The 24,307-nt window shown below is 38.4% G+C and carries 22 protein-coding genes; 11 read left to right on the forward strand and 11 right to left on the reverse strand.

Annotation, left to right across the window (positions count from 1 at the left end):
• The coding region (locus tag CL42_RS07120; protein WP_035266644.1) for a class I SAM-dependent methyltransferase at positions 1-1,230 on the forward strand (1,230 nt) is incomplete at its 5' end.
• Between the two features lie 28 nt (positions 1,231-1,258).
• Here CL42_RS07120 and CL42_RS07125 read toward each other — a convergent pair.
• Together CL42_RS07125 and CL42_RS07130 are read right to left on the reverse strand one after the other, a co-directional pair.
• Positions 1,259-2,260 carry a hypothetical protein gene (locus tag CL42_RS07125; protein ID WP_035266646.1) on the reverse strand — a complete coding sequence of 334 codons (1,002 nt, stop codon included), beginning with the start codon at positions 2,258-2,260 and terminating at the stop codon, positions 1,259-1,261.
• Positions 2,261-2,277: 17 nt separating this feature from the next.
• The gene (locus tag CL42_RS07130) at positions 2,278-3,288 is read right to left on the reverse strand and encodes an alpha/beta fold hydrolase (RefSeq protein WP_035266647.1); all 1,011 of its coding nucleotides are present in this window, start codon (positions 3,286-3,288) and stop codon (positions 2,278-2,280) included.
• Between the two features lie 321 nt (positions 3,289-3,609).
• Here CL42_RS07130 and CL42_RS07135 point away from each other — a divergent pair, with 321 nt between their 5' ends.
• On the forward strand, positions 3,610-4,224 hold the full coding sequence (locus CL42_RS07135; protein ID WP_035266649.1) for a carbonic anhydrase: 615 nt from the start codon (positions 3,610-3,612) through the stop codon (positions 4,222-4,224).
• Between the two features lie 76 nt (positions 4,225-4,300).
• Here CL42_RS07135 and CL42_RS07140 read toward each other — a convergent pair whose 3' ends face one another.
• Positions 4,301-4,945: an arylesterase gene (locus tag CL42_RS07140; RefSeq protein ID WP_035266652.1), complete on the reverse strand. Its 645-nt coding sequence runs from the start codon at positions 4,943-4,945 to the stop codon at positions 4,301-4,303.
• 41 nt (positions 4,946-4,986) lie between these two features.
• Here CL42_RS07140 and CL42_RS07145 point away from each other — a divergent pair, with 41 nt between their 5' ends.
• Both CL42_RS07145 and CL42_RS07150 read left to right on the forward strand, forming a co-directional pair.
• On the forward strand, positions 4,987-5,700 hold the full coding sequence (locus tag CL42_RS07145; protein ID WP_416202014.1) for an ABC transporter ATP-binding protein: 714 nt from the start codon (positions 4,987-4,989) through the stop codon (positions 5,698-5,700).
• Positions 5,697-8,183: an ABC transporter permease gene (locus CL42_RS07150; protein WP_035266655.1), complete on the forward strand. Its 2,487-nt coding sequence runs from the start codon at positions 5,697-5,699 to the stop codon at positions 8,181-8,183. Before CL42_RS07145 ends, CL42_RS07150 begins: the two co-directional genes overlap by 4 nt.
• A 31-nt stretch (positions 8,184-8,214) precedes the next feature.
• Here CL42_RS07150 and CL42_RS07155 read toward each other — a convergent pair whose 3' ends face one another.
• A complete protein-coding gene (locus tag CL42_RS07155) occupies positions 8,215-9,027 on the reverse strand; it encodes a rhomboid family intramembrane serine protease (RefSeq protein ID WP_035266658.1) in 813 nt (270 codons plus the stop codon).
• 76 nt (positions 9,028-9,103) lie between these two features.
• Here CL42_RS07155 and mtgA point away from each other — a divergent pair, with 76 nt between their 5' ends.
• Both mtgA and ppk1 read left to right on the forward strand, forming a co-directional pair.
• On the forward strand, positions 9,104-9,778 hold the full coding sequence (mtgA, locus tag CL42_RS07160; RefSeq protein WP_035266660.1) for a monofunctional biosynthetic peptidoglycan transglycosylase: 675 nt from the start codon (positions 9,104-9,106) through the stop codon (positions 9,776-9,778).
• Positions 9,779-9,901: 123 nt separating this feature from the next.
• A complete protein-coding gene (gene ppk1 / locus CL42_RS07165) occupies positions 9,902-11,980 on the forward strand; it encodes a polyphosphate kinase 1 (protein WP_035266707.1) in 2,079 nt (692 codons plus the stop codon).
• A 51-nt stretch (positions 11,981-12,031) separates the two neighbouring features.
• On the opposite strand, the gene oxyR is transcribed toward ppk1, so the two are convergent.
• The 4 genes from oxyR to rubA form a co-directional block, all read right to left on the reverse strand.
• Entirely contained in the window at positions 12,032-12,937 is a 906-nt protein-coding gene (gene oxyR, locus CL42_RS07170; protein ID WP_035266662.1) for a LysR family transcriptional regulator OxyR, read from the reverse strand.
• A gap of 16 nt (positions 12,938-12,953) precedes the next feature.
• The gene (locus CL42_RS07175) at positions 12,954-13,889 is read right to left on the reverse strand and encodes an alpha/beta fold hydrolase (RefSeq protein WP_035266665.1); all 936 of its coding nucleotides are present in this window, start codon (positions 13,887-13,889) and stop codon (positions 12,954-12,956) included.
• 61 nt (positions 13,890-13,950) lie between these two features.
• Entirely contained in the window at positions 13,951-15,129 is a 1,179-nt protein-coding gene (locus tag CL42_RS07180; protein ID WP_035266666.1) for an NAD(P)/FAD-dependent oxidoreductase, read from the reverse strand.
• Positions 15,130-15,208: 79 nt separating this feature from the next.
• The gene (gene rubA, locus CL42_RS07185) at positions 15,209-15,373 is read right to left on the reverse strand and encodes a rubredoxin RubA (RefSeq protein ID WP_000760495.1); all 165 of its coding nucleotides are present in this window, start codon (positions 15,371-15,373) and stop codon (positions 15,209-15,211) included.
• 492 nt (positions 15,374-15,865) lie between these two features.
• Between rubA and CL42_RS07190 the strand changes: the two genes are divergently transcribed.
• Positions 15,866-16,402 (forward strand): adenine phosphoribosyltransferase, encoded by a 537-nt coding sequence (locus CL42_RS07190; protein ID WP_035266671.1) that lies wholly within the window; start codon positions 15,866-15,868, stop codon positions 16,400-16,402.
• A 31-nt stretch (positions 16,403-16,433) separates the two neighbouring features.
• On the opposite strand, the gene CL42_RS07195 is transcribed toward CL42_RS07190, so the two are convergent.
• Positions 16,434-16,946, reverse strand: a complete 513-nt coding sequence (locus tag CL42_RS07195; RefSeq protein WP_035266673.1) for a YqiA/YcfP family alpha/beta fold hydrolase — start codon at positions 16,944-16,946, stop codon at positions 16,434-16,436.
• 247 nt (positions 16,947-17,193) lie between these two features.
• On the opposite strand from CL42_RS07195, the gene lysS reads away from it, so the two are divergent.
• Positions 17,194-18,723 (forward strand): lysine--tRNA ligase, encoded by a 1,530-nt coding sequence (gene lysS, locus CL42_RS07200; protein WP_035266676.1) that lies wholly within the window; start codon positions 17,194-17,196, stop codon positions 18,721-18,723.
• A gap of 301 nt (positions 18,724-19,024) precedes the next feature.
• Positions 19,025-20,473 carry a capsule assembly Wzi family protein gene (locus CL42_RS07205; protein WP_035266678.1) on the forward strand — a complete coding sequence of 483 codons (1,449 nt, stop codon included), beginning with the start codon at positions 19,025-19,027 and terminating at the stop codon, positions 20,471-20,473.
• Positions 20,474-20,521: 48 nt separating this feature from the next.
• On the opposite strand, the gene CL42_RS07210 is transcribed toward CL42_RS07205, so the two are convergent.
• Positions 20,522-21,049, reverse strand: coding sequence for a hypothetical protein (locus CL42_RS07210; protein ID WP_035266679.1), 528 nt, complete (start codon positions 21,047-21,049; stop codon positions 20,522-20,524).
• 15 nt (positions 21,050-21,064) lie between these two features.
• Positions 21,065-21,508 (reverse strand): GNAT family N-acetyltransferase, encoded by a 444-nt coding sequence (locus CL42_RS07215; RefSeq protein ID WP_035266682.1) that lies wholly within the window; start codon positions 21,506-21,508, stop codon positions 21,065-21,067.
• A 141-nt stretch (positions 21,509-21,649) separates the two neighbouring features.
• On the opposite strand from CL42_RS07215, the gene cysD reads away from it, so the two are divergent.
• Entirely contained in the window at positions 21,650-22,564 is a 915-nt protein-coding gene (gene cysD / locus CL42_RS07220; protein ID WP_035266686.1) for a sulfate adenylyltransferase subunit CysD, read from the forward strand.
• Positions 22,565-22,689: 125 nt separating this feature from the next.
• On the forward strand, positions 22,690-24,306 hold the full coding sequence (cysN, locus tag CL42_RS07225; RefSeq protein WP_035266688.1) for a sulfate adenylyltransferase subunit CysN: 1,617 nt from the start codon (positions 22,690-22,692) through the stop codon (positions 24,304-24,306).
• Position 24,307 lies beyond the last annotated feature (1 nt).

Raw genomic sequence — 24,307 nt, forward strand, 5'->3', positions numbered from 1 at the left:
ATGTTTTTTTATCCAGAGATGCAGCCAATTTGGCTGAGTACAATCAGCCAATTTCAAGGTTATATAGCGCCAGATATATCTCAAAATTTTCGATATTTAGAGTTAGGTTGTGGTTGTGGTCTTAACTTGATTGTGGCAGCAATGGCAAATCCGCACGCTGAGTTTGTCGGAGTGGATTTTAATGACAAACACATACAACGAGCTACAGAGCTTGCTCAATCCTTACAATTAAGCAATATAAGATTCTTAAATATAGACTTTGAAAAATTTAACAAAAATAATAATGAAGTGTTTGATTTCATTGTCTGTCATGGAGTGTATTCTTGGGTTTCTGAACACAATCAATATTTTATTAGGCAGATTCTAGATACATCTTTAAAGGACCAAGGGCTATTCTATTTACACTATATGTGCTTTCCTGGATCCGCAACTTTACAGCCTATTCAAAAAATCTTTAACTTGGTTGATAAAAATACTTCTCAGCAATCTGCTCAAAGTATTGAATTGTCTACAGCACTAGTGAGTGAATTAAATCGGAGAGGCGCTTTTATTGGATATGACAAAATACAAGGAATTGTGAATACATTAAAAAATGATACCAATTATCTCGCTCACGAACTATTAACTGATTATTGGCAACCCCTTTATAGTGTAGATGTACATGAGATTTTAAAGATCGAAGCTGATCTATCATATATTGGGAGTGCAGTTCCAACTGAAAACTTAGATTCGCTTAGCATTCCAATCGACTTGCAACAGTTGATATCAGATGTGAATATTTCGAATATAAAAGAGTATCTAAAAGATATTGCTCGGGATTCAAAGCAGCGTATGGATTTGTTTCAAAAAAAATCAGTGAATTACCGTTTTGAAGACCATTTAGGAATTTTATATAAGATTAGATTAGATCTTATTCTTAACAATCAGCGATTGGATAATATTAATTTAAAAACATCAATTGGCCCAATTCAAGCTCCGAAGGAGGTGATCAGTGCCATTATTGAAAGTTTAAGAAAAGGTTCTAAAACTTTTCAACAGTTACATCACCTTCCTTGTTTTCAGCAAAATTTAAAACTACTTGTTGAGAGTATATTTTTATTGATGAATTGCCATTATATCTACCCTATAAGCGAGCATAGAAAATCAAAGGACGTACGTAAAATAGAACGTCTCAATTCATGGCTGAGTGAGCATCAAATTGAGATTCAAATACCGACGACATATTTCTAAAAAACCGCTCTAAGGAGCGGTTTTCTAATTATGATTTGAGAATACTCAGTGCTGGTTCAGAATAGTAGAATTTTTCAAGATATACACGTGCACGTTGTTTAAGGTGTTCACTAGAAATCATATGCTTGATTACGGGGCAGAGTAGAGCACTTAATTCATTTTGAACAAGGCTTTCGTTGATACTGATATCTTGCATGATCAGATCAAAAGAGCGGTCTTGATTATGGCAATACCACGTGTAAATACCATCGTGTACTTGTTGCTTTAGATATTCAGTTTGACGGAGGTTGTCCCAAATATCATGTCCCATTGCCACAGTATTTGTTAGATCATTGATTTCAATATAGTTTTTAACAGAAGAGAGTGGGACTTGCTTTATTTTGTGCCAAAGATTGGCTTGGAAGTGGTATAGCTTATTATCATCAAAGTGTTGGTTAATCACTTGTTCGCTAATTTGACTGATCTTGATAATATTTTTTTGAAGATAATGTTTGACCGTATCATCAAGATTGGAATCAGTGACACTTTCAAGAACTGATTTCCCCATTTTCATAAAGCGGCCGACACCGGGTACTTTTTTATTCATCACTGAATTATCAATATAATCCTGAATAGAATGATGGATTAACTCGGTGAGCATACTCGAAAATGCGGGATTGTTCACAATACGTTTAATTAGAGCTTGGCGGTGAGCACTTTTAGATGAAATATAAAGTGCAATTCGATCAATGGTGTGAACCGAGATAATATCTTCGATTTGAGTCATTTCATTAAGCGGGTGAACCAACGCAAATCGAATATGCTCCGCAATCTGTTGAATGAGAGAATCAGTTGCAGGTGTATTTAGAATTTGTTTTTGAAGCAGTGCATTAATTGCCTCGAAAGACCAAATTTGCTTTAAAGGTTGTTTTCGAAACCATTGATAAAAATATAAAAATTCATTTTCAATGGTGTCATCTTGAGAAAATTCATGATCAAGAAATGCCAAATGTGCCTCAATCAACTGTTCGATTTTAGGATTTTTTTCCATGAAAATTCTCAATATCCTTAATTTGATGATGACATTTTAACGGTATTCATCTTATTTAAAAAACTTAAGTAATGTTGCGCCACAAGATCAGGTGTTTCTACGATAGGTGTATGACCAATTTGATCTAATAGAATAGGGGGATGTGCTTTTTTTAAGGCGGTCCCTAATTCATGTGCAACTTCAACATTTACTATCTGATCTTGTTTTCCCCACAAAATCAATGTTTCAACCTCAATATTTTTTAACAATTGAGCAAATGATTCAACGGTGTACTGTTGATTGAGTTTTACAAGCTGATGAATCAGCTCAGATGTATCCGCCGCGCGTTGAATAAGTGCTTGCTCTTGTTGTTTCTTGATTAAACTGGGTACGAAGGGAGCTTTATGCATGACTCTCCTAGAAACATAATTCAAGTCTCCAGGTTGTGAGATTAAAAGCTGCTTTAAATAAATTGGGTTATTGAGGAAGAATGTTTTGTTGCTTCTGAATAATCCACCGGCACTGATCAGAAATAAACTTTTCATTTCTTGAGGATATTTAGCAGCATACATCAGTCCGATTGATCCACCGACAGAGTGACCTGCTAGATTAAGCTGGTTTTCAATGCGTAATGCTTCTGCAAAACGACGTAACTGTTCAGTCAGATGAGGAAGTGATAAGTCAAATCCCTTTGGTGTTAGCGTTTGTCCACTTCCAGGCAAGTCAACGATAATGACGCGATATTGCTGTGTGAGATTCCGAGCTACATGATTCCAACTATCTCGATTCATGCCTATACCATGAATGAGCAATAAGGCAGGTCGATCAGCAGGACCACCTTCGCTATAAGACCACACAACATCTCCGACGCGAATCGTTTTAGTGGATAGTCCTGCCCAAGCACGTTCTTCATTTAAAACTTTTTGATAGTCGATAAATTCAACAGTATCTGCTCGGGTAGATGAGATACCGAGGCTGAGCATTAACGCGAGTAAAATGGAAAATAAATGTTGATGCTTTAATATGGGTAAAGGAAGATGAACAAACATGCAGGTGAAATCCCTTAAAACAGGGCGACATTATAATCAAGTGACTTTTATAAAGTAGTAGTTAAAAGTAAAAAAATAAATCCTAATTTTGTGATAATTGGTTCTCGATTTAAATAAGTTTTACTTCATAAACATAAATTTAAGCGCTGAATCAGCTGCTAAATTGTTTCTGTAAGGAATGATCATAATCATCAGATTTGAAGAAATTGAAGATATTTTTAGCAATTAACAAAAATTGTAACAGAGTTTAAATTTTGTCAGTGACAATCAAAAAGCACAGTATTAAAATTACCTCAAACCTTGATAAACCATGGATACAAGATGCTAACTGCACAAGAAGCTTTAGAACGTTTAAAAATTGGTAATCAACGTTTTGTTGAAGGTCAAACCAAGCATCAACGATTATTGACGCATCATGAGCGTGCTCAGATGGCTGAAACTCAAGAGCCATTTGCGATTGTATTAGGATGTTCTGATTCACGTGTTCCTGCTGAAATGGTTTTTGATCAGGGCTTAGGTGATTTATTTGTTATTCGTGTAGCAGGCAATATCGTAGCTCCATCTCAAGTTGGAAGTGTGGAGTTTGCAGCCGAAAGTTTTAATTGTCCTTTAGTGATTGTATTGGGTCATACACATTGCGGCGCAATCGACTCAACGATTGAAGCATTACGTAATCCTCAACAACCGCCATCTGTTAATTTGATGTCTATTGTCAATCGCGTACGTCCATCAGTCGAAATTTTAATGCAAACTGAGTTAAAAGATGATTTGAAAAAGCTTTCAGTACACGCGGTTCGCTCAAATGTTTTTGCTTCAGTTAACCAGTTGCGCCATGGTTCTGCGGTGCTGGAAAACTTGATTGCACAAGGTAAATTAAAAGTTGTAGGTGCAGAATACTCACTTGAAACAGGTGAAGTTACATTCTTTGACTTCTAATATCAGCATTTTAAAAAAGCCAGCTTAAGCTGGCTTTTTTATTGATTGGGATTTATGGATCTATATGTCTATAACTTTATAGAGCGCCTTTAATATAAGGATATGCATTATTTAAGAGTTTAGGTTGAGCTTGTTCATTAGGATGAATCAGATCTTTTTGCATGAGTTTATTATTTCCAGCAACACCTTCTAGAAAAAAAGGGAGCAACTTCACATTAAATTGCTGGCTCACAACTTTATAATTATTTTCAAAGGCTTTGCTATACGCTGAGCCATAGTTTGGAGGAATCTTCATGCCAAATATGAGTACTTTGGCATTAGATTTTTGGCTCAATTGAACTAATCGAGTTAGGTTTTGTTGAATCATTTTTGGAGGTTGACCTCGTAAACCGTCATTACCTCCCAATTCAATTACGACAATATCTGGTTTGTGTGTTTGAAGTAATTTAGGCAAACGTGCTAATGCACCACTGGTTGTTTCACCGCTGACACTTGCATTGACCACTCGATGTTGTTTCGGATACTGTTGATCAAGACGTTTTTGCAAAAGATTGACCCAACCTTTCTCGGTGGGCACGCCGTAACCAGCACTTAAACTATCACCAAGAATAAGGATAGTTTTTGCAAAGCTATTGATCGGTAAAAGAAACAGACAACTGCAGATAAATAAAAAGGCAGTTTTTCTCAACGTAACAATATTTAAACTTTGACTGATTTGCATAAAGGCTTTCTATGGTTCGTAATGACTCAACTTCTTCAATCATGCCACAAGCGTTAATTTCTGCACAGCAATTGACACAAACAATACAGATCCAACAAAAAAAGTTGACGATTTTTGAGAATCTAAATCTACAAATTTATCCTGGCGAGCAAGTCGCAATCACAGGCAGATCGGGTTCTGGAAAATCTACACTGTTGGGAATTCTGGCGACATTAGATCAGCCAAGTTCAGGAACATTGTCGATTAATGGTATAGCAGTTGAGCAATTAAGCGAAGAGCAACGCGCTCAAATTAGACTTGAAAATATTGGTTTTGTTTTTCAATCCTTTCAGCTTTTACCTTCTTTATCTGCGCTTGAGAATGTCATGTTGCCGCTGAGAATTCAAAAGAATTTTGATTATGCCAAAGCAGAACAACAAGCCCTTTATTGGTTGAATAAAGTGGGTTTAGATCGTCAAAGTGCTCAAACACCTAAAGTACTGTCAGGGGGAGAGCAACAACGTGTAGCAATTGCACGCGCTTTAATTGCTGAGCCCAAAATTGTATTTGCGGATGAACCAACGGGAAATTTAGATGGGACGACAGCCCAGGAGATTGAACAGCTTTTATTTGATTTAAATCGGGAGCTGGGTACTACATTGGTTTTAGTCACTCATGATCAAAAGCTAGCACAAAAATGTGAGACGCATTATGAATTGATCAATGGTCAATTACAAAAAGTACAAGGTGCTTCAACATCTGGAGAGCGTGTATGAGTGCGCTATTTAAACCTTTGTTGAAGCAAAGTTTTGCTAGCACAGGGATTTATTTGCTCATTTTTGCATTGAGTCTCGCGATTAGTGCGACAACCGCTTTAAAGTTCAGTAATGATCAGATTCAACAAGCTGTTTCATTGCAGGCTGCTAAGCTTCAAGCTGCAGATCTAGTCTTGAGTGATCAATATCCGCTCAATGAAAAATTTAAACAGAAGGCAAGTCAACTCAATCTACAACAGTCCCAAGTGACAGTTTTTGGTTCAATGGCACATACTGATGAACAATTTGTCATGGTGAATGTCAAAGCGATTGAGTCCAATTTTCCGCTACGTGGTGAACTCATTATTCAACCTGATCAGACTGCTATTCGGTCAGGAGAGGTATGGCTGAGTCAACGTGCTTTAGATTTATTAAATGTCAAAATAGGGGAGAGGGTTCAAATCGCAGATGCGAGTTTTACAGTCACAGGAGTCATTGAAAAGGATTCTAACCAAGAACTCGGATTTTCAGCCTTTTCACCTACAGTGATCATTTCACAATCTGATGTTGCGGCAACCAATGCGATTCAGCCTGGAAGTCGTATCGAATATCGTCTGCTTATGTCTGGTGAGCCGAATAGACTTAATGAGTTTACGGCTTATTTTGATCAGCTCTATCCTAAAAAAATGATTGAACCAAATGCAGATGATCAGCAAGCAATGGGAACCCAAAGCTCAATTCGCTTGAGAACTGCGGATGAGGCGAATACCCGCTTGATGCGTCCAATTGAAAATCTAGATACTTTTTTACAGCTTGCAAACATTCTTACAATTTTACTGTGCGGTATTGCAATTGCGTTGACCAGTCAACGGTACGTTCAACAAAATCAAGATCATGTTGCTTTAATGAGATGTATGGGGGCTGCAAAGTTCCAAATTCTTAAGAACTATATTGCATTACTTATGATTGCCGTCGCAATTGCGATGTTCATCGGTACTGGATTAGGGATTGGTCTAGGCTATATTTTATTGCAGTTTATGTTACAACTAATTCCGCATTTAGACATCCAATTTAGCTTGTTTGATTTGGTTTTGGGTCCTTTGCCGATTGCAATATTCACCAGTGTCATTGTGATGTTTGGATTTATTGTCCCAAGTTTGATGCAGCTCTTAAATACGCCTCCAATTCGTGTTATCCGTGAGGATGTTAAATCTACGCGTTCTCTCTTAACCTTATTGGGAGCGGGAGCTGTAAGTCTTATTTTATTTTGTATTTTGCTCACTCAAAATATACAGCTCTCATTGCTCGTTATCGGTACGATCCTCGCATTGTGTGCAAGTATGTTCAGCATAGTTTGGTTGCTCTTAAAGATGATCAAATCTTTGAAAAATAGATGGTCAGCCTATGTACGTGTACCTAATCAAACAGCACTTCAAATTACTGCACTTGCATTAGGTCTGAGCCTGATTACAGTTCTTGTAGTATTAAGGACGGATCTATTAGATCGTTGGCAGCAACAGTTACCTGAAGGTACGCCAAATCAATTTATTTATGGTCTTCCTCCATATGAAGTTGAGCAATTTAAAGCTCAGATCGAAAAAGAAGGTTGGCCAAGTACCCCCTTATATCCGAATATCCGCGGACGCCTAATTAAACATAATGGTCAGCCATTTTCAGAATCATTAAGAGCGCAAAATAACTCACTCAGACGAGAGTTGAATTTGACTCAAGCTCAAGGCTATCCAGAAGATAATGTCATTGTCAGTGGGCAGCCGCAATTGCAGCAGGTGGGAGATGTTTCTGTTGAGGCAAATCTTGCTGAAGAGTTAGGGATAAAAGTGGGTGATCAACTCAGCTTTAGCTTGCCAGAAGGTGAACTTCAAGCCAAAGTTGTAAATTTAAGAACAGTCGAGTGGGAAAGCTTCAGTCCAAATTTTTTCTTCATTTTTGCACCGAATACGATGGATGAAAATGCTGGAAGTTATTTAGGAAGTTTTTTTGTACCTCAAGATGAAAAATCCAAGTTGGTCAATCTGATTCAGCAGTTCTCAAATACTGTATTTATCGATGTTTCCTTAATTTTAGAGGAAATTAAAAACTTTGTATCTGTTCTGGTTCAGATTGTTAGCATTCTTGCGCTTCTCGTCAGTGTTTCAGGTTTTTTGGTGTTGATTGCTTGCATTAATTTATTGATGGATGAGCGAAAGCGAGAAGTCGCGATTTTAAGATCATTTGGCAGCTCAAAATCCAATTTGAAAAATATGCTGAGTTTAGAAATTGGATTTATCGGCTTTATGGCTGGCTTAGTATCGTGTTTTTTTGCTGAGGTCATCAGTGCGATCGCCAGTTATAAAATGGATCTCGCAATACAACCGCATTGGGAAATCTGGGTGATTCTACCCATGAGCATGATGATCTTATGTGCGCTGATTGGTCGTTATCGTTTAAGCTACTTAACTGAGATTCCTCCATTAAAAAGCTTGCGCGAACTCAATCAATCATAAAATTTATGAGGTCTAAAAAATGCAATTGGAATTAATACGCCAATTGCATTTTCATTTGCTGCAAAATTTCAGCCCAAATGGGTTGTATTCCGCTCACTAAGCCTAAGTTATATTGATACATGAGCCAACATAAGAAGATGCCTAGAGGAAGTACCACGATGGTGGTGGTGAAGCCTAGTCTAAATCGTTGACCGATGTACCAACATAAAGCCATGACAGCACCCATCAACATTCCACCAATATGCGCCGCATTATTTATTCCAGGGATCATGAATCCCATACCAATATTTAATGCCAAGATGATCAGTAGCGATTTACGATCAAAGAGAAATTGTTGTTGTGGTAAAGGGGGAAAAAGAGATAAGAGCGTTAAAGCACCACCTAAACCCATAACGGCACCTGATGCACCTGCGGATACACGTGGAAATAAATCATGATTGACATGCTCCAATAGCTCGTAACTATTCCGAATATCAATCAGCCCACTGACCAAGCTTCCCATAATGCCTGCTAATAGGTACAAGCCTAGAAAATAAACATGCCCAAATGTTTTCTCAGCGATATTGCCAAAGATATACAATGCCCACATATTGAGCATTAAATGAATAAGACCAAAATGAAAAAATGTACTGCTGAAGATCCGAAGGGGTTCCTCTAAATAAGTCAGCGGTGCATAATCAGCACCCCAGCGTAAAGCATCTATTGTTGCTGGGTTTGATACATCCACTCCGCTAAAGATTTGCCAGATAAAAAGTCCAACATTCAGTGTAATGAGTAAAAACGTAATCTGACTTAAGGGTAGACGTGATTGGCTTTGAAATTGGGGTGGTTGCATTTCAGTCATGTCATTGTATTCTGTGATAATGATATGGATTAAGGTCAAGCATGCACTACGCTAACAAAAGGAGCAACACACTGACATGAAAGCATTTATTGTTCGAACTTTATTGGTCATTGTCAGTATCATCCTTGTAATTCAACTGTGGATTTTTTCAAGTCTTGCATGGTGGAGAACCAATGCTGTTGATACAACGATGCTCATGCGTTGGACATATTGGACCGACAGTTCAAAGCCTATTCAGCATCAATGGCGTGATTATGAGAATATCAGTGATCATCTGAAACGTGCGATTATTGCAGCTGAAGATGCTAAATTTATGCAACATCATGGTTTTGATTTTGACGGCATAAAACATGCTTTGGAAAGAAATAAAGAAAAAGAACAAGTGGTTGCGGGTGGATCTACCATTTCCCAACAATTATCCAAAAATCTATTTTTATTTAATAAGCGTTCTTTTTTACGTAAAGGACAAGAGGCTGTCGCCACAGTCATGATGGAGCGTATGTGGTCAAAACAACGCATTCTTGAGGTATACATGAACTCCATTGAATTTGGAGATCATATCTTTGGTGTGGAAGCTGCAGCACGTCATTATTTTGGAAAATCTGCAAGCAGTCTAACACGTGAGCAAGCCGCATTTTTGGCAGCGATCTTGCCGAATCCGCGTTATTATCAACACCACCGTCAAGATCGTAAACTCAAAAATAAACAGCGAATTATTTTGCGTTACATGAATGCTTCAAGAATTCCGTGAGATGGACTTGTTTAAAAAACTCTCGTGAGATCAAAAATGCACAGTGATCATGTGCATTTTTTATGAAATTGTCATAAATTTGAAGCATACTTAATACAGATCTTTAGCATGCAGGTTTGTGGTATGAATACCGCGATGACAAATACTCCAACTGAATATACTTATAATGAACGATATATCAATCGTGAACTTTCGATTTTAGACTTTCATCTTCGTGTTTTAGAACAAGCGGTTGATCCATTGCATCCATTGCTTGAGCGAATGAATTTCTTATTGATTTTTTCAAGAAATATGGACGAATTCTTTGAAATTCGTGTTGCGGGTGTCATGGAGCAATTGGAGCTCGGTAATGAAAGCCGTAGTCCAGATGGGTTAACACCAAAGCAAGTTCTTGAGAAAATTTCACAGACTGCGCATGCTGCAATAGAGCGTCAATATCGTATTTTAAATGATGAAATTTTTCCCAAATTACGCGAAGAAGATATCTGCTTCTTACGTCGTGGAGAGTTGACACCTGCTCAATCCCAATGGATTAAAAAATATTTTCAGGAACAAGTTGCGCCAGTACTTACTCCGATTAGTTTAGATCCAGCACATCCATTCCCGCGTTTAGTCAACAAATCACTCAACTTTATCGTCACTCTAGAAGGTAAAGATGCTTTTGGACGACAGATTGATTTAGCTGTTGTCCCTGCGCCACGTTCTTTACCACGTGTGGTTCGTTTACCTGACGAGTTAACCGATGGTAAAGAACACCACGTGATGCTGTCAGCGATTATTCATGAGCATGTCTCTGATTTATTCCCAGGAATGACTGCGACAGGTTGTTATCAATTCCGTGTGACGCGAAATGCGGATTTAGCCCTTAATGAAGATGTCGAAGATTTGGCAAAAGCATTAAAAGGGGAGTTAAACTCTCGTCGATTTGGACGTGCTGTCCGTTTAGAAGTGACAGAAAATTGTCCAAAACATATTTATGATTATCTTCTCAACGAATTCGACTTACATGAAGAACAATTATATAAAGTTGATGGACCTGTAAACTTGGCGCGTTTAGTGTCTAATTTTAAACGTCCACATTTAAGATATGACTCCCATACGCCGGTCATTCCTAAAGTATTAAAGAAGTCTGAAAATGTTTTTTCTGCGATGAAGAAACAGGACATTCTTTTACATCATCCTTTTGAATCATTTGCTCCAGTTATTAATTTATTACGTGAGGCAGCACGAGATCCACAAGTTTTAGCGATTAAGCAAACATTATATCGAAGTGGACCTGATTCTGAGATTGTTCAAGTGTTGGCTGAAGCTGCACGCAATGGTAAAGAAGTCACAGCTGTCATTGAACTTCGAGCGCGATTCGATGAAGAGTCAAATATTGCGGTAGCAAATGTTTTGCAAGAGGCTGGTGCTGTGGTGGTTTATGGCATCGTAGGCTATAAAACACATGCAAAAATGATTCTCGTTGTGCGCCGTGAAAATAATAAATTGGTTCGTTATGTGCACTTAGGTACAGGGAATTATCATGCAACCAATGCCCGGATCTATACCGATTACGGATTGATGACAACGGACAAAGAGCTTTGTGAAGATGTGCATCGTATATTCCAAGAGTTGACTGGAATGGGCAAAATGGCAAAATTGAAGAAATTACTTCATGCGCCATTTACGTTGCATACACAGTTAATTAGTTATATTGATGAAGAGATTGCTCACGCCAAAGCGGGTAAGCCAGCTCAGATTATTGTGAAAGTGAATGCGCTGACTGAAGTGCAACTGATTAATAAACTTTATGAAGCATCACAAGCTGGTGTGCAGATTGATTTAATCATACGTTCAATTTGTTGTTTAAGACCAGGTTTGCCAGGGCTTTCTGAGAATATCCGTGTGCGCTCTATCGTTGGACGATTCTTAGAGCACACACGTGTGTATTATTTTGGAAATGCAGGGCAACCACGACTGTATTGTTCAAGCGCAGACTGGATGGATCGTAATTTATTTAATCGTGTTGAAGTTTGTTTCCCTGTTGAGGATCCAACTTTGAGAAAGCACATTTATCAACATGGTTTATTGAATTATATGAAAGATAATCAACAAGCTTGGTTGTTAAATGGTGATGGAACTTGGTCACGTGCGCAATGCGATGAAGGTGAGACTCCTCATAATGCGCAACATAAATTGCTTGAACTCTTTAAATCTTAAATGATTTTTATAAAAAAAGGAGCCAAATGGCTCCTTTTTTGTGATGACTTATTAGCAAATATCAGCAGTAATGCGCTGTAGAATTTGTAAAAGGACATCAAATTCGCTTTGCAATGGCGTACTTTTACGCGTCACTAATGACAGAATGCGTGAAGGGGCATTCTCAATTGGTCGGATCACCAATTGATCATTATTTTTCAGCATATGTGTATTTACCGCAATCTGAGGGAGTAATGTAAAGCCCAGATTAGAACTCACCATTTCAACCAAGGTTGGTAATGAGCTCGCTTTAAGGCGATGATCATTCTTGCGTTCACCGATAGGGCATACACTTAAAGTATGGTCTCTTAAGCAATGACCTTCTTCAAGCAACATGAGGTGTGTCAAATCAAGGTCTTCTAGAGATTTAGCTTGCGCCGTTTTGTGGTCAGCTTTGTTTGCAACTAAGTACAAACTCTCTTTCGCAACTTCAGCGACTTTTAAGCCACGTGTGTCGAATGGGAGCGCTAACATGATCATGTCTAAATTGCCATGTTCTAGCTTTTCAACCAAATGTTCACTCTGTGCTTCATGAAGATGTAGTTGAATTTTAGGCAGCTCTTTATGAACTTCTTCTAACAATTGCGACAAAATAAATGGTGCAATCGTTGGAATAATTCCTAAATGAAGATCACCAGTAAGTGGTTCGCTCATCTCACGGCTCAGTCGCATGAGATCTTGAGCATCAGCAAGAAGGACACGTGCTCGTGCAACCACTTGCTCACCGAGAGGGGTTAAACGTACATTTTGGCGATCACGTTCAACGAGAACGCCACCCAATAAACGCTCGAGCTCCATAATCCCGCCAGAAAGCGTAGACTGAGTAACGAATGAGCGACGTGCTGCTTCTGTAAAATGCAACGTCTCAGACAGAGTCACGAGATATGACAGCTGTCTTAGGGATGGTAATGCAGCCATAGTGTCCTAGTGTTTATCATTTAAAATGTTTTGCAAACAAACCACTCAGTTGTGGGATGAAATGCGCAGGAATATCATGCCCCATTCCTTCGATTAATTCAAACTTTGCGCCTGATATTGCTTTTGATACTGCCTTGCCGTGGCTAAAAGGGAGTAGACGATCCTTTGAGCCATGTACAACCAGTGTTGGCTTTTGAATTTGCTTATCGATAGAAACTAATGAGCCTGTACATAATATTGCTAAAAACTGTTGAAGTACACCCGCTGGATGATAACTACGCTTATATAATTTACGCGCGTTTTGAATAACTTCCAATTGATTGACGTAACCAGGTGAACCAATCGTCTGAATGACTTTAATACTATGATTTACAATACCATCTTCATCATTCGATGCAGGGCGACCAATAAGACTAAATAATTGTTTTGGAAATGGTGGCGGAAGAAATGGCTGATTATTACTGGTAAATAATAATCCTAGTTTATCCACTTTTTCTGGATATTTTGCTGCCAATATCTGAGCGATCATTCCCCCCATTGATGCACCAATAATATGCGCTTTTTCAAGACCTAATCGTTCAATGAGTAACGCTACATCTTCAGCCATATCAAATAAATTGTAAGGAGAGCCTTGATTTCCTAGACCAAAAGCAAATCGACCCATAAGTTTAAATGTATTGAGGCGAGGTCCCTTGTGCTTAATTTTTGTTGAGAGGCCAATATCTCGGTTATCGAAACGAATGACTCTGAAACCTTGGTCTATTAAAGATTTGCAAAAAAAATCTGGCCAAAAAAGCATCTGCGCACCCAGTCCCATGATGAGAATAATCGTAGGATGTTCAGCCTTGCCTCCAACTTCAATATGAAGGTCGATCCCATTGCCTAGACTCACTTTACTTTCTTGCATGAATGGAGCATAAGGTGAAACTTGATATTCTAGTGCGTTATTCATTTTTATTGTGTCCAAACTAAAAGGGTACTTTCATTTGAAAATACCCTAAATCTTTGAATAATTAAACGGCAGCTGGAATTAAATCTGGGACCAGTTTGGTCAATGTTAAACGTTGCTTCGCTGCTGTTGGTCCAAGTAGCACAAATCCACGAAGCGTTGATTCTTGGTCAAGTGCTTTAGCAATCATTCCGTCATCGAGTTCTTCAGTTTCCCAAGTTGCCTCCACACCTTGAGGTACAGGTAATACAGTCAGTGGTGCAGCAGGAGTTTTCACTGCAACTGGCATCGCTGGATAATGAACTTGTGTATTTTCACCAGACAATGTTTTAGCTAAAGCACGTGCTTGTTGCATAATTGGCATGACATACGGAAGCAGTAAACCATTTACTTCTGCACAATCACCTAATGCATAAATATCGGTTTTATTGGTTTCCATTAAAGTGTTAGTCACAATCCCACGGCTGGTATGGATTCCTGCTTCTTGTGCAACTGATGTATTGGGTTGCAGGCCAACAGCAGAAAGAACAACGTCAGCTGTAAAGCTCTGTCCATTTGCAAGCGTTACGGTATAGCTTTCGTCTGAGTTTTTACTTACCCGATCTACGGTGGTACTTAATGCAAACTGAATACCTGTTTCTTCAAGATTTTGCTGGAAAGCATGTGCAACGTGTTCTGGTAGAAGGCGACCCAAAGGTTGTGGGGCAAGATCAATCACAGTCGCTTGATGACCAGTGTTCTGTAAATCGTTGGCAAACTCACACCCAATGAGGCCTGCACCTAAAATGACAACACGCTTGTCTTGTTTAAGGTCGAGCTTAGAGCGAAATTCACGATAATCAATCAGTGAGTTAACTACATGAATATCATCAGCGCCATCACCTGAAATGGCTAAACGAATAGGGTTAGCACCTACAGCTAATATTAATTTGCTGTATATAAGGTTTTCAGCTTGTCCATCTTTTGTGTAGGTCAATTGATGTTGATCTGCAGAAATTGAAGTTACAGTCGCATGATGAATAATTTGCATATTCAATTGCGCAGACATTTTCTCAGCATCACCTAAGGCAATTTGCTCTGGCGCTTTTTTACCTACAAGTGCATTAGATAAAGTTGGTTTTGCATAGTTCACCGCATCATCTGAGCAAATCATAACAAGTGCTTGTTCAGCATTCAGTTTGCGAAACTCTCGCGCTAATGTGTAACCTGCCATGCCAGAGCCAACAATGATGATCGGTTGCATAGTACTCTCCAATACTGATAATTTTTTTAGTAAATAAGAAAAAAGACCATATCAAAATGGTCTTTAAAGGAAATCTGTATTAGATTTCAATCATTTCAAAATCTGCTTTTGATACGCCGCAATCTGGGCAAGTCCAATCATCTGGAATATCTTCCCATTTAGTGCCTGCAGCAATGCCATCTTGTGGCCAGCCTTCTGCTTCGTCATAAATCCATCCACAAACGATGCATTGATATTTTTTCATTTGATTCTCCAAAAAATACTGACAATTCCATTTATTGGTGTCAGCCAAAATCTTTCTCACACCTAGACTCGAGTGATATGAATTTTTATCGTTCATATTCAAGCAAATTTTTACGCAGTTCGAGGTGGAAAGTAAAGTAAATAACGGAGTTTAGCTGACTAAAAGAGAAGCTGAATGGCAGATTAGGACAAAACGCATGCTAATTATGCTAATGCATGATAGGACTGAGCATTAAATCTTTGAAATATTTGCCAAAATTATATGTATTATGATTTAAAAAAAATTGTCAGACTTTTGTCGCGTATTGATTTACCAGCTACTCATATAAAATTTATACTGTTTGTGTTTTATACTTGTTATTTAATTAAAAAATGGTTTATTAAAAATCAATAAGTTATATTGGTCGGTATTTTTTCTTAGCTCATGTTTGCTATATTTTTTGTCAATAATTCGTTAAAATTCACGCATTCTTTTGTCTAATTTTTATCTCCTATGTCTACTTCTTTGTCTACATCATTGTGGTCACACATTCGTACGGTCCAAGATTTTCCAAAACCAGGAATTTGTTTCTTTGATTTAACTCCTTTGTTCATGCAGAGCATTGCACCTTTAACTGACGCCTTAATCGAAAGTATTCCTGCGGAGCAATTGGCAGAGGTAGAGAGTTTCGTTGCGGTTGAAGCACGTGGGTTTGTTTTGGCGAGTTTGTTGGCGCAACGTACTGGTAAGGGGTTGTTGTTGGTTCGTAAAGCTGGAAAATTACCACCACCAGTGATTGGTGTGGGCTATAGCCTTGAGTATGGCATGGACCGTTTAGAAATGTCTGCGGATGTACAGGCTCAAAAAGTGATTATTGTTGATGATGTATTGGCCACAGGTGGTACATTAAAAGCAGTTAAGCAATTGATGGATAAATGTCAGCACACTGTTTTAGGGGCGAGTATTTTCCTTGATTTGCCAGACTTACACGCGGATTTAGGAATGAATATTTGGTCTGTTTTGGACGATAAATCAAAACCTCAAATTTAAGTCGAAAAGCCTTGTGATTCACAAGGCTTTTTTAATGTGATTGATGATTTGAGTGGCTGACTAATCCGATCAGGTAATTCAGACGATCAGGGTTTTCCAGTTGATGACGGCCACCAATAATACTTTCAACGTACATGTATGGCTCTAATAAGTCAGAGGTACTATGCATATCAATCAGTTCATCACCAAGTTCGATATAAGCGATTTGAGATGAGGTTTTGGATTGAAGCTCCTCAATTGTAATCGCTGGATAATCAGGATCAAAAGATGGCATTAAGCTCGGATTTGCAATCACAGCAGGAAGTTGAAATCGATTTGACATCTTTAATGCCCAGTAACCACCTAGACTATGTCCTACTAAAATGTCTGGTTTAATTTTCTCGATCATATCGATATAAAAACGTTCAACAGCAGCGTATTTTAAATTTCGATAATCAACATTAATGCAATATTTATTTTTAGAAAGAATTGCCTGAAACTTGGTAGATTCTCTTGAAGAATCTAATCCATGCATAAACAATACTTTAGGGTCTTGAGTGTTCATAAGTCATCATTAAATCCATTCTATTTTTTATGATTGTTGAAAGTATACTTTTCCACAATTTATAGGATGATTGTAGAGTGCTGTATTCAAAGTACAACTTAGCTTTTGGTCTAAGAAATGTTCAGACCTAGACTTTAGTGGATGAAATTAAGCGTTTTTCAAATGGCTGATTATTTTCTAATGCTCAAGTACTTTGAATTCTGCTATGCTATGCAACTTCTTTTTTAAATAAAATTACGAGGCAGAGATGACGCAACAAAACGCTCAATCGACTTCTGAACAAGCCATTTCCGAAAACGATTTAATCGCACAGCGTCATGCCAAGTTAAAACAGATTCAAGATAAGGCTCAAGAGCAGGGTACGAGCCCTTGGCCAAACACGTTTAAGCGTGAACATTATGCACAAGACCTTCAGGATCAGTTTGCTGATAAATCAAAAGAAGAAATTGAAGGCAGTGAAAAAGTTTATGTCAAAGTTGCGGGTCGGGTGATGTTGAACCGCGGTTCGTTCATGGTGATCCAAGACATGACTGGCCGTATTCAGCTTTATGTTGCACGTAAAGAATTATCTGCAGAGACTTTAGACACCATTAAAGGTCTTGATCTAGGTGATATTATTGCCGTTGAAGGTTACATTGGACGTTCAGGCAAAGGTGATCTTTATGTGCATATTGAACATTTTGAACTCCTCACTAAATCACTCCGTCCTCTTCCAGATAAGTTCCACGGTCTAACAGATACAGAAGTAAAATACCGTAAACGTTATCTTGATCTGATCGTGAACGAAGAAACGCGTAAGACTTTTGAAATTCGAGCAAAAGTAGTTGCTGGTATTCGTAACTTCTTGACTGAAAAACGTTATATGGAAGTTGAAACGCCAATGATGCATGTGATTCCAGGTGGTGCTTCTGCGCGTCCATTTGAAACGCATCACAATGCCTTAGACATGCCATTATTCTTACGTATTGCACCAGAACTTTACTTAAAGCGTTTGGTTGTAGGTGGTTTTGAACGTGTGTTTGAGATTAACCGTAACTTCCGTAATGAAGGTGTGTCTACACGTCACAACCCAGAATTCACAATGATCGAATTCTACCAAGCTTATGCAGACTACAAAGACTTGATGGAACTGACAGAGCAAATGCTAGAAAAACTAGCAATTGATATCTTAGGTTCGACAGATGTACCTTATGGCGAAGAAGTATATAGCTTCAAAGGTCCATTCAAGAAAATCTCAATGTTTGATGCAATTCTTGAACATAACCCACAATTTACACCTGAAAATGTAAATGATCGCGAGTTCTTAGCTGAGTTTGTTAAGAATGAACTTAAAGAGCAAGTGAAGCCAGGTTTTGGTCTAGGTAAGCTTCAAACGATTGTATTTGAAGAAACTGTTGAAACGAAACTTCGTCAACCGACCTTCATTACTGAATATCCTGCGGAAACCTCTCCATTGGCACGTCGTAACGATGACAACCCGCACATTACTGACCGTTTTGAATTCTTTATTGGTGGTCGTGAGCTTGCAAATGGCTTCTCAGAGTTAAATGACCCAATTGACCAGGCTGAGCGTTTCCAAGCACAGGTAGCTGAAAAAGATGCGGGTGATGATGAAGCAATGCACTATGATGCCGACTTCGTTGAGGCGCTTGAATATGGTTTACCTCCTACAGCAGGTGAAGGGATTGGTATTGATCGTCTGGTAATGCTATTTGCCAATGAGCCAAGTATTCGCGATGTGATCTTATTCCCACATATGCGTCACAAAAATGCGTAATAGTGAAATTAAAAAAGCCCTTCTTTGAAGGGCTTTTTTAATTTTTCTTAACATAAAATTAAATTTAAATGTTTTTTAGTGTGAGTGTATTTTGAGGTTTTAATCACAAAATATTTAATTAAGGTGATAAAAAATATAGAAAATTATCATTAAAGCTAATTTGTTTAACCGGCTGTATGTTTATCAAAATATTTATACAATGTTATTAAATGTATCTAATTAAATACTTAATGTAAAGTTAATGGATTTATAAATTAAAAATTCAAATAATCAATAAGATATAATCCTAAATTGATTTGTGATGAACCCGAATAGACTTATAAAAATCCTATCATCGAGCTTACTATTTTCTAGTCCACTGGTTTTTGCCAATGGTATTCTCCTCAACGATGAAAACCTGAGAGATGATTTAAATTGGCTGAATCAACAAGGTGTGATTCAAATAAGCACCTCGACATGGCCGCTAAGTGGTGATGAAGTCCAACGTGCCCTCACCAATGCTAAAATTAACTCAATTGAACAACAAAAGGTTATCCAGGAAGTCGAAAGAGCAATTCAGCAGCAAAATGAAACATTAAAAGTTGATGCTTTCGCTGAGAGTGATCAAAAGAAAATCCCACAATCTTTTGCCGATCATCAAAAAGCACAATACGCGCTTGGTGCAGAGTTAAATCTTGGGGGGCAAAATTGGGATGCGAAGCTCAAAGTTAAAGGTGAAAAAGACCCTCAGATAGACAATGGGCAAGACGTTAACCTAGAAGGCTCATATCTTGCGGGTAAACTTTGGAATCAATGGTTCATTGCTGGTCAGATTCCAACCTACTGGGGACCTGGACACGATGGTAGTTTGATACGTGGAGATGCAAGTCGACCAGTATATGGTTTCACTCTACAGCGTGCTGAACAGTCTGCTTTTGATCATAAATGGCTCTCATGGATCGGGCCTTGGCAATACCAAGCTTTTGGCGGCCAGTTAGATGATTATAAAGCAGTTCCTGATGCTAAAATTATTGGTTTACGTTTGACCGCACAACCACTACCTTATTTAGAGTTCGGTGCATCACGCATTATTCAATGGGGTGGTGAAGGTCGCCCTGAGGATTTAGGAACTCTCTGGGATGCTTGGATTGGTAAGGATAATGTTTACGGGGATACTGTTAATCCATCTAACCAGATTGCTGGATTTGATGCGCGTTTGAATCTAAGCTATTTATTGAACCAGCCAATCGGCGTCTATGCTCAATACGTGGGGGAAGATGAAGCAGGTGGCTTACCTGCTAAGAAAATGTATCAGGCAGGGGTGGATTATTCTTCATCTTTAAAAAAAATGCCTTATCAAGTTTATGCTGAGTGGGTAGACACCAATACAAATGGGAAGGCCCAAGGAGTATCTTATAATCACAGTGTTTATACAGATGGATATTATCAACATGGCTATCCTCTTGCACATGCGATTGGAGGAGATGGTGAGATGATTTCTTTGGGTGGAAATATTCGTTTTGATGCCATGAATAGACTTTCAGGTCGCGTATTATTTGCAAAAGTAAATCAATCTAATCGAGATACCAATGCTGCATTTTCTGAGGAAGATGATATCCAAGCATTAGATTTAACTTGGACGCATTTTGTGAAGCCGAATTTGCCATTAAAGATTAATGGTTGGATTGCAGATTCAGATCGTCATGGTAATGATGCAGGTGCTTCTGTTGGTATTGAAATACCTTTAGATGTCAAAAAACTGGGACGTTAATATTCTTAGATTAGCATTTGAAAAAGCCACCTAAAAAGGTGGCTTTTTTTACATGAGACTTGTTTGTATCCGAACTTTCATTTCTAAGCTAAGTTGCGCGATATAATCCTTCATCCATGGGTAATTCTGTCCCATTGGATTTACTTTAGTGGCTGTGTCTAAAAAACTAAGCTCAGGCTGACTGAATAATTGCTTTTCTAAGCAGTCTTTAAATTGCTCAGCGTTCGCATATAAATCTGTTTCAACTACAAAAAAATGTTTTGGATAATTGTAAAAGGCGTAGCACAAATTAAAAGCTTTTTGATTGCCTTTTAAATGACCAATACTAATTTCACTTCTATGATCTTGATTGCTATGTGTAACGCCAATCAAGAACTTTAGTTTTTGATCAGTATGTTCAACAGCAAACTGTAAGCCAATTTGATCAGCAGTTAACTCGTGCTGAACAAAAATATTTAAAGCAGAACCATTTTCAGTAAACGGTTCTTGTAACACTAGAATTTGATGATGCTGATAAATATGACCAGCAATATGAGCTCGCTCTAAATGTTGTTTAAGAGATTCAAGGCTAAGCATGGGAGATAAAAATAACTAATTTAGAGATTTTTTATATTGAATGAATCCCGTTTCGGTTGCAACACGATTATACAAAAGTCTAGCATTATCATTGCTTTTATGGGTTAACCAATATACTCTATCATAATTATTTTTACATTCGTCATAGCTAAATTCTATTAATTTCCTGGCTAAGCCCTGATTTCTATAATTTGCATCAATAAACAAATCTTGGAGATAACAATAAGGGAGTTTAGTCCAAGTGCTTGCGTGAGAAATGAGATGTACAATTCCGACGACGTTTTGATTTTTTATAATGGCATAGCCAAACATATCGGTTTGCGACGCATCAGATAATCGTTTGAAAGTCAGAGCCGCTTGTTGAGGATTCAATTCGGTCTTGTAGAATTCAAGGTAAGCTGACCAAAGGGTTAACCATTCTTGGTATTTTATATTTGAAAGGCCTGTAATTGTTATCATAATTAGATTGTCTCTTTGCTTATATTCTATTTGAGTATATTAATATAAAAAAACGAGATAAAGCTCTGTTGTCTAAATCACTATAATGAATATAAATTTTCAAAAGTGTCATAAGTACACATATTCTAGCTGGTGTTGTCCATGTCATTAAATGAGGAAAGACTTACTCATCTTAAACAGCTTGAAGCTGAGAGTATTCATATCATTCGCGAAGTTGCTGCAGAATTCGAAAATCCAGTCATGCTTTATTCGATTGGTAAGGACTCGGCAGTTATGCTGCATTTAGCGCTTAAAGCATTCTATCCTGCAAAACTCCCTTTTCCACTGTTACATGTAGATACAGGTTGGAAATTTAAGGACATGATTGCTTTCCGCGACAATATGGCTAAGCAACACGGTTTCGATCTTATCGTCCACCAAAATAAAGAAGGTAAGGATGCTGGGATTAACCCATTTGATCATGGTAGTTCGAAATATACTGATATCATGAAAACTCAGGGTTTAAAACAGGCATTAGATAAATACAAGTTCGATGCTGCATTTGGTGGTGCTCGCCGTGATGAAGAAAAATCACGTGCCAAAGAACGTGTGTATTCATTCCGTGATGATAAACATCGTTGGGATCCTAAAAACCAACGTCCAGAACTTTGGAATCTTTACAATGGTAAAGTGAATAAAGGCGAAAGTATCCGTGTGTTCCCATTGTCGAACTGGACTGAGCTTGATATTTGGCAATATATTTACTTAGAAAGTATTCCACTTGTTCCATTGTACTTGGCGGCAGAACGACCTGTTGTTGAGCGTAGTGGTACATTAATTATGGTGGATGATGAGCGTATGCCTTTAAAAGAAGGTGAAGTTCCACAAATGAAATCGGTTCGTTTCCGTACTTTGGGGTGTTACCCATTGACAGGTGCGGTGGAGTCGACTGCTAACACCTTGCCAGAAATTATCCAAGAAATGTTGCTTGCAACGAGTTCTGAGCGCCAAGGTCGAATGATTGACCATGATGAAGCGGGCTCGATGGAAAAGAAAAAGCAAGAAGGTTACTTCTAGAATCTCTCTTCCGCAGCAGCGCTGCTCATCTCTTTGTAAAAGAGAGGAGTCATCCCCCTTTTTCAAAGGGGGAACGAGGGGGATTCAAATACACCGATTTCAACATATTTGTGGAGCTATGAGCCATGTCTCATCAATCAGATTTGATTAGCCAAGATATCTTGGGTTATTTAAAACAACACGAAAATAAAGACTTATTACGCTTTTTGACTTGCGGTAACGTAGATGATGGTAAATCAACTTTAATTGGTCGTTTACTTTACGATTCAAAATTGATTTATGAAGATCAATTGCAAGCAGTGACACGTGATTCTAAAAAAGTCGGTACAACAGGTGATGCACCTGACTTAGCGTTACTTGTAGATGGTTTACAAGCAGAGCGTGAACAAGGTATTACTATTGATGTAGCTTACCGTTATTTCTCTACAGAAAAACGTAAGTTCATTATTGCCGACACTCCGGGGCATGAACAATACACACGTAACATGGCTACAGGTGCGTCTACGTGTGACCTTGCGATCATTTTAATTGATGCGCGTTACGGTGTTCAGACACAAACACGTCGTCATACGTATATTGCAAGCTTACTTGGTATCAAGAACATTATTGTTGCGATCAACAAAATGGACTTGGTTGAATTCTCTGAAGCACGCTTCAATGAGATTCAAACAGAATACGCAGGCTTTGTTGCACAACTTGGCGATCGTAAACCATCTAACATCATCTTTACGCCGATTTCTGCGTTAAATGGTGATAACGTTGTAAACAAATCACCAAATACACCTTGGTACACAGGCGAAACTTTGATGGGTACGCTTGAATCTGTAGAGATTAATCGTACTTCAGCTAAAGCTGACTTCCGTTTCCCTGTACAGTATGTGAACCGTCCTAACCTCGATTTCCGTGGTTTCTGCGGTACGATCGCACTAGGTGATATCAACGTTGGAGATACGATTACTGCGTTGCCATCAGGTAAATCATCTACAGTTAAAGAAATCGTTACTTTTGACGGTAACTTAGAGCGTGCAGTTGCTGGTCAAGCAGTGACATTAACGTTAAACGACGAGATTGATATTTCCCGTGGTAACGTACTTGTACGTGCAGACCAAGAAGTACCTGCAATTTCTCGTTCTGTTCAAGCGACTGTTGTATGGATGGCTGACCAACCGCTTGCGATTGGTAAGTTATATAACGTGAAGATTGGTACGCAAACTGTTCCTGCTAAGGTAACAGCAATTAACTTCCGTACAAACGTAAATACGCTTGAAAAAGTTCAAGTTGAAAACTTGGAGCTGAATGCGATTGCGAATGTAACGATAGAATTTGATGCACCAGTCGTATTTGACCGTTATCAAGATAGCCGTTACACAGGTTCATTTATCTTTATTGACCGCTTAAGCAACGTAACTGTTGGTGCAGGTATGGTTGAAGAGGCTGTTGAGTGGACTGCACATAATGAGCCTGTAACAGCAGAAGCACGTGCGGCACGTTTGGGTCAAAAACCTGCTGCGGTAACTGTATCAAATGCTGCAATTGCGAATGCGCAAGTATTAGAAAGCTTATTGATCCAACAAGGTGTTGTTGCGATTGCTAAAGCGGACTTAACTGCTGAACACGTTGCATTATTACGTGAAACTGGTGTGGTAGTGATTACCGATACTGCAACAGGTACTGATGCAAGTTTTGAAGTAGAAGCTGCTGAAGAATTGGCTGAGAAGATTGTGGAATTGGTTCGTCTTTAAG

This window comes from Acinetobacter sp. Ver3 (genome assembly GCF_000632455.1).
Classification (GTDB): Bacteria; Pseudomonadota; Gammaproteobacteria; order Pseudomonadales; family Moraxellaceae; genus Acinetobacter.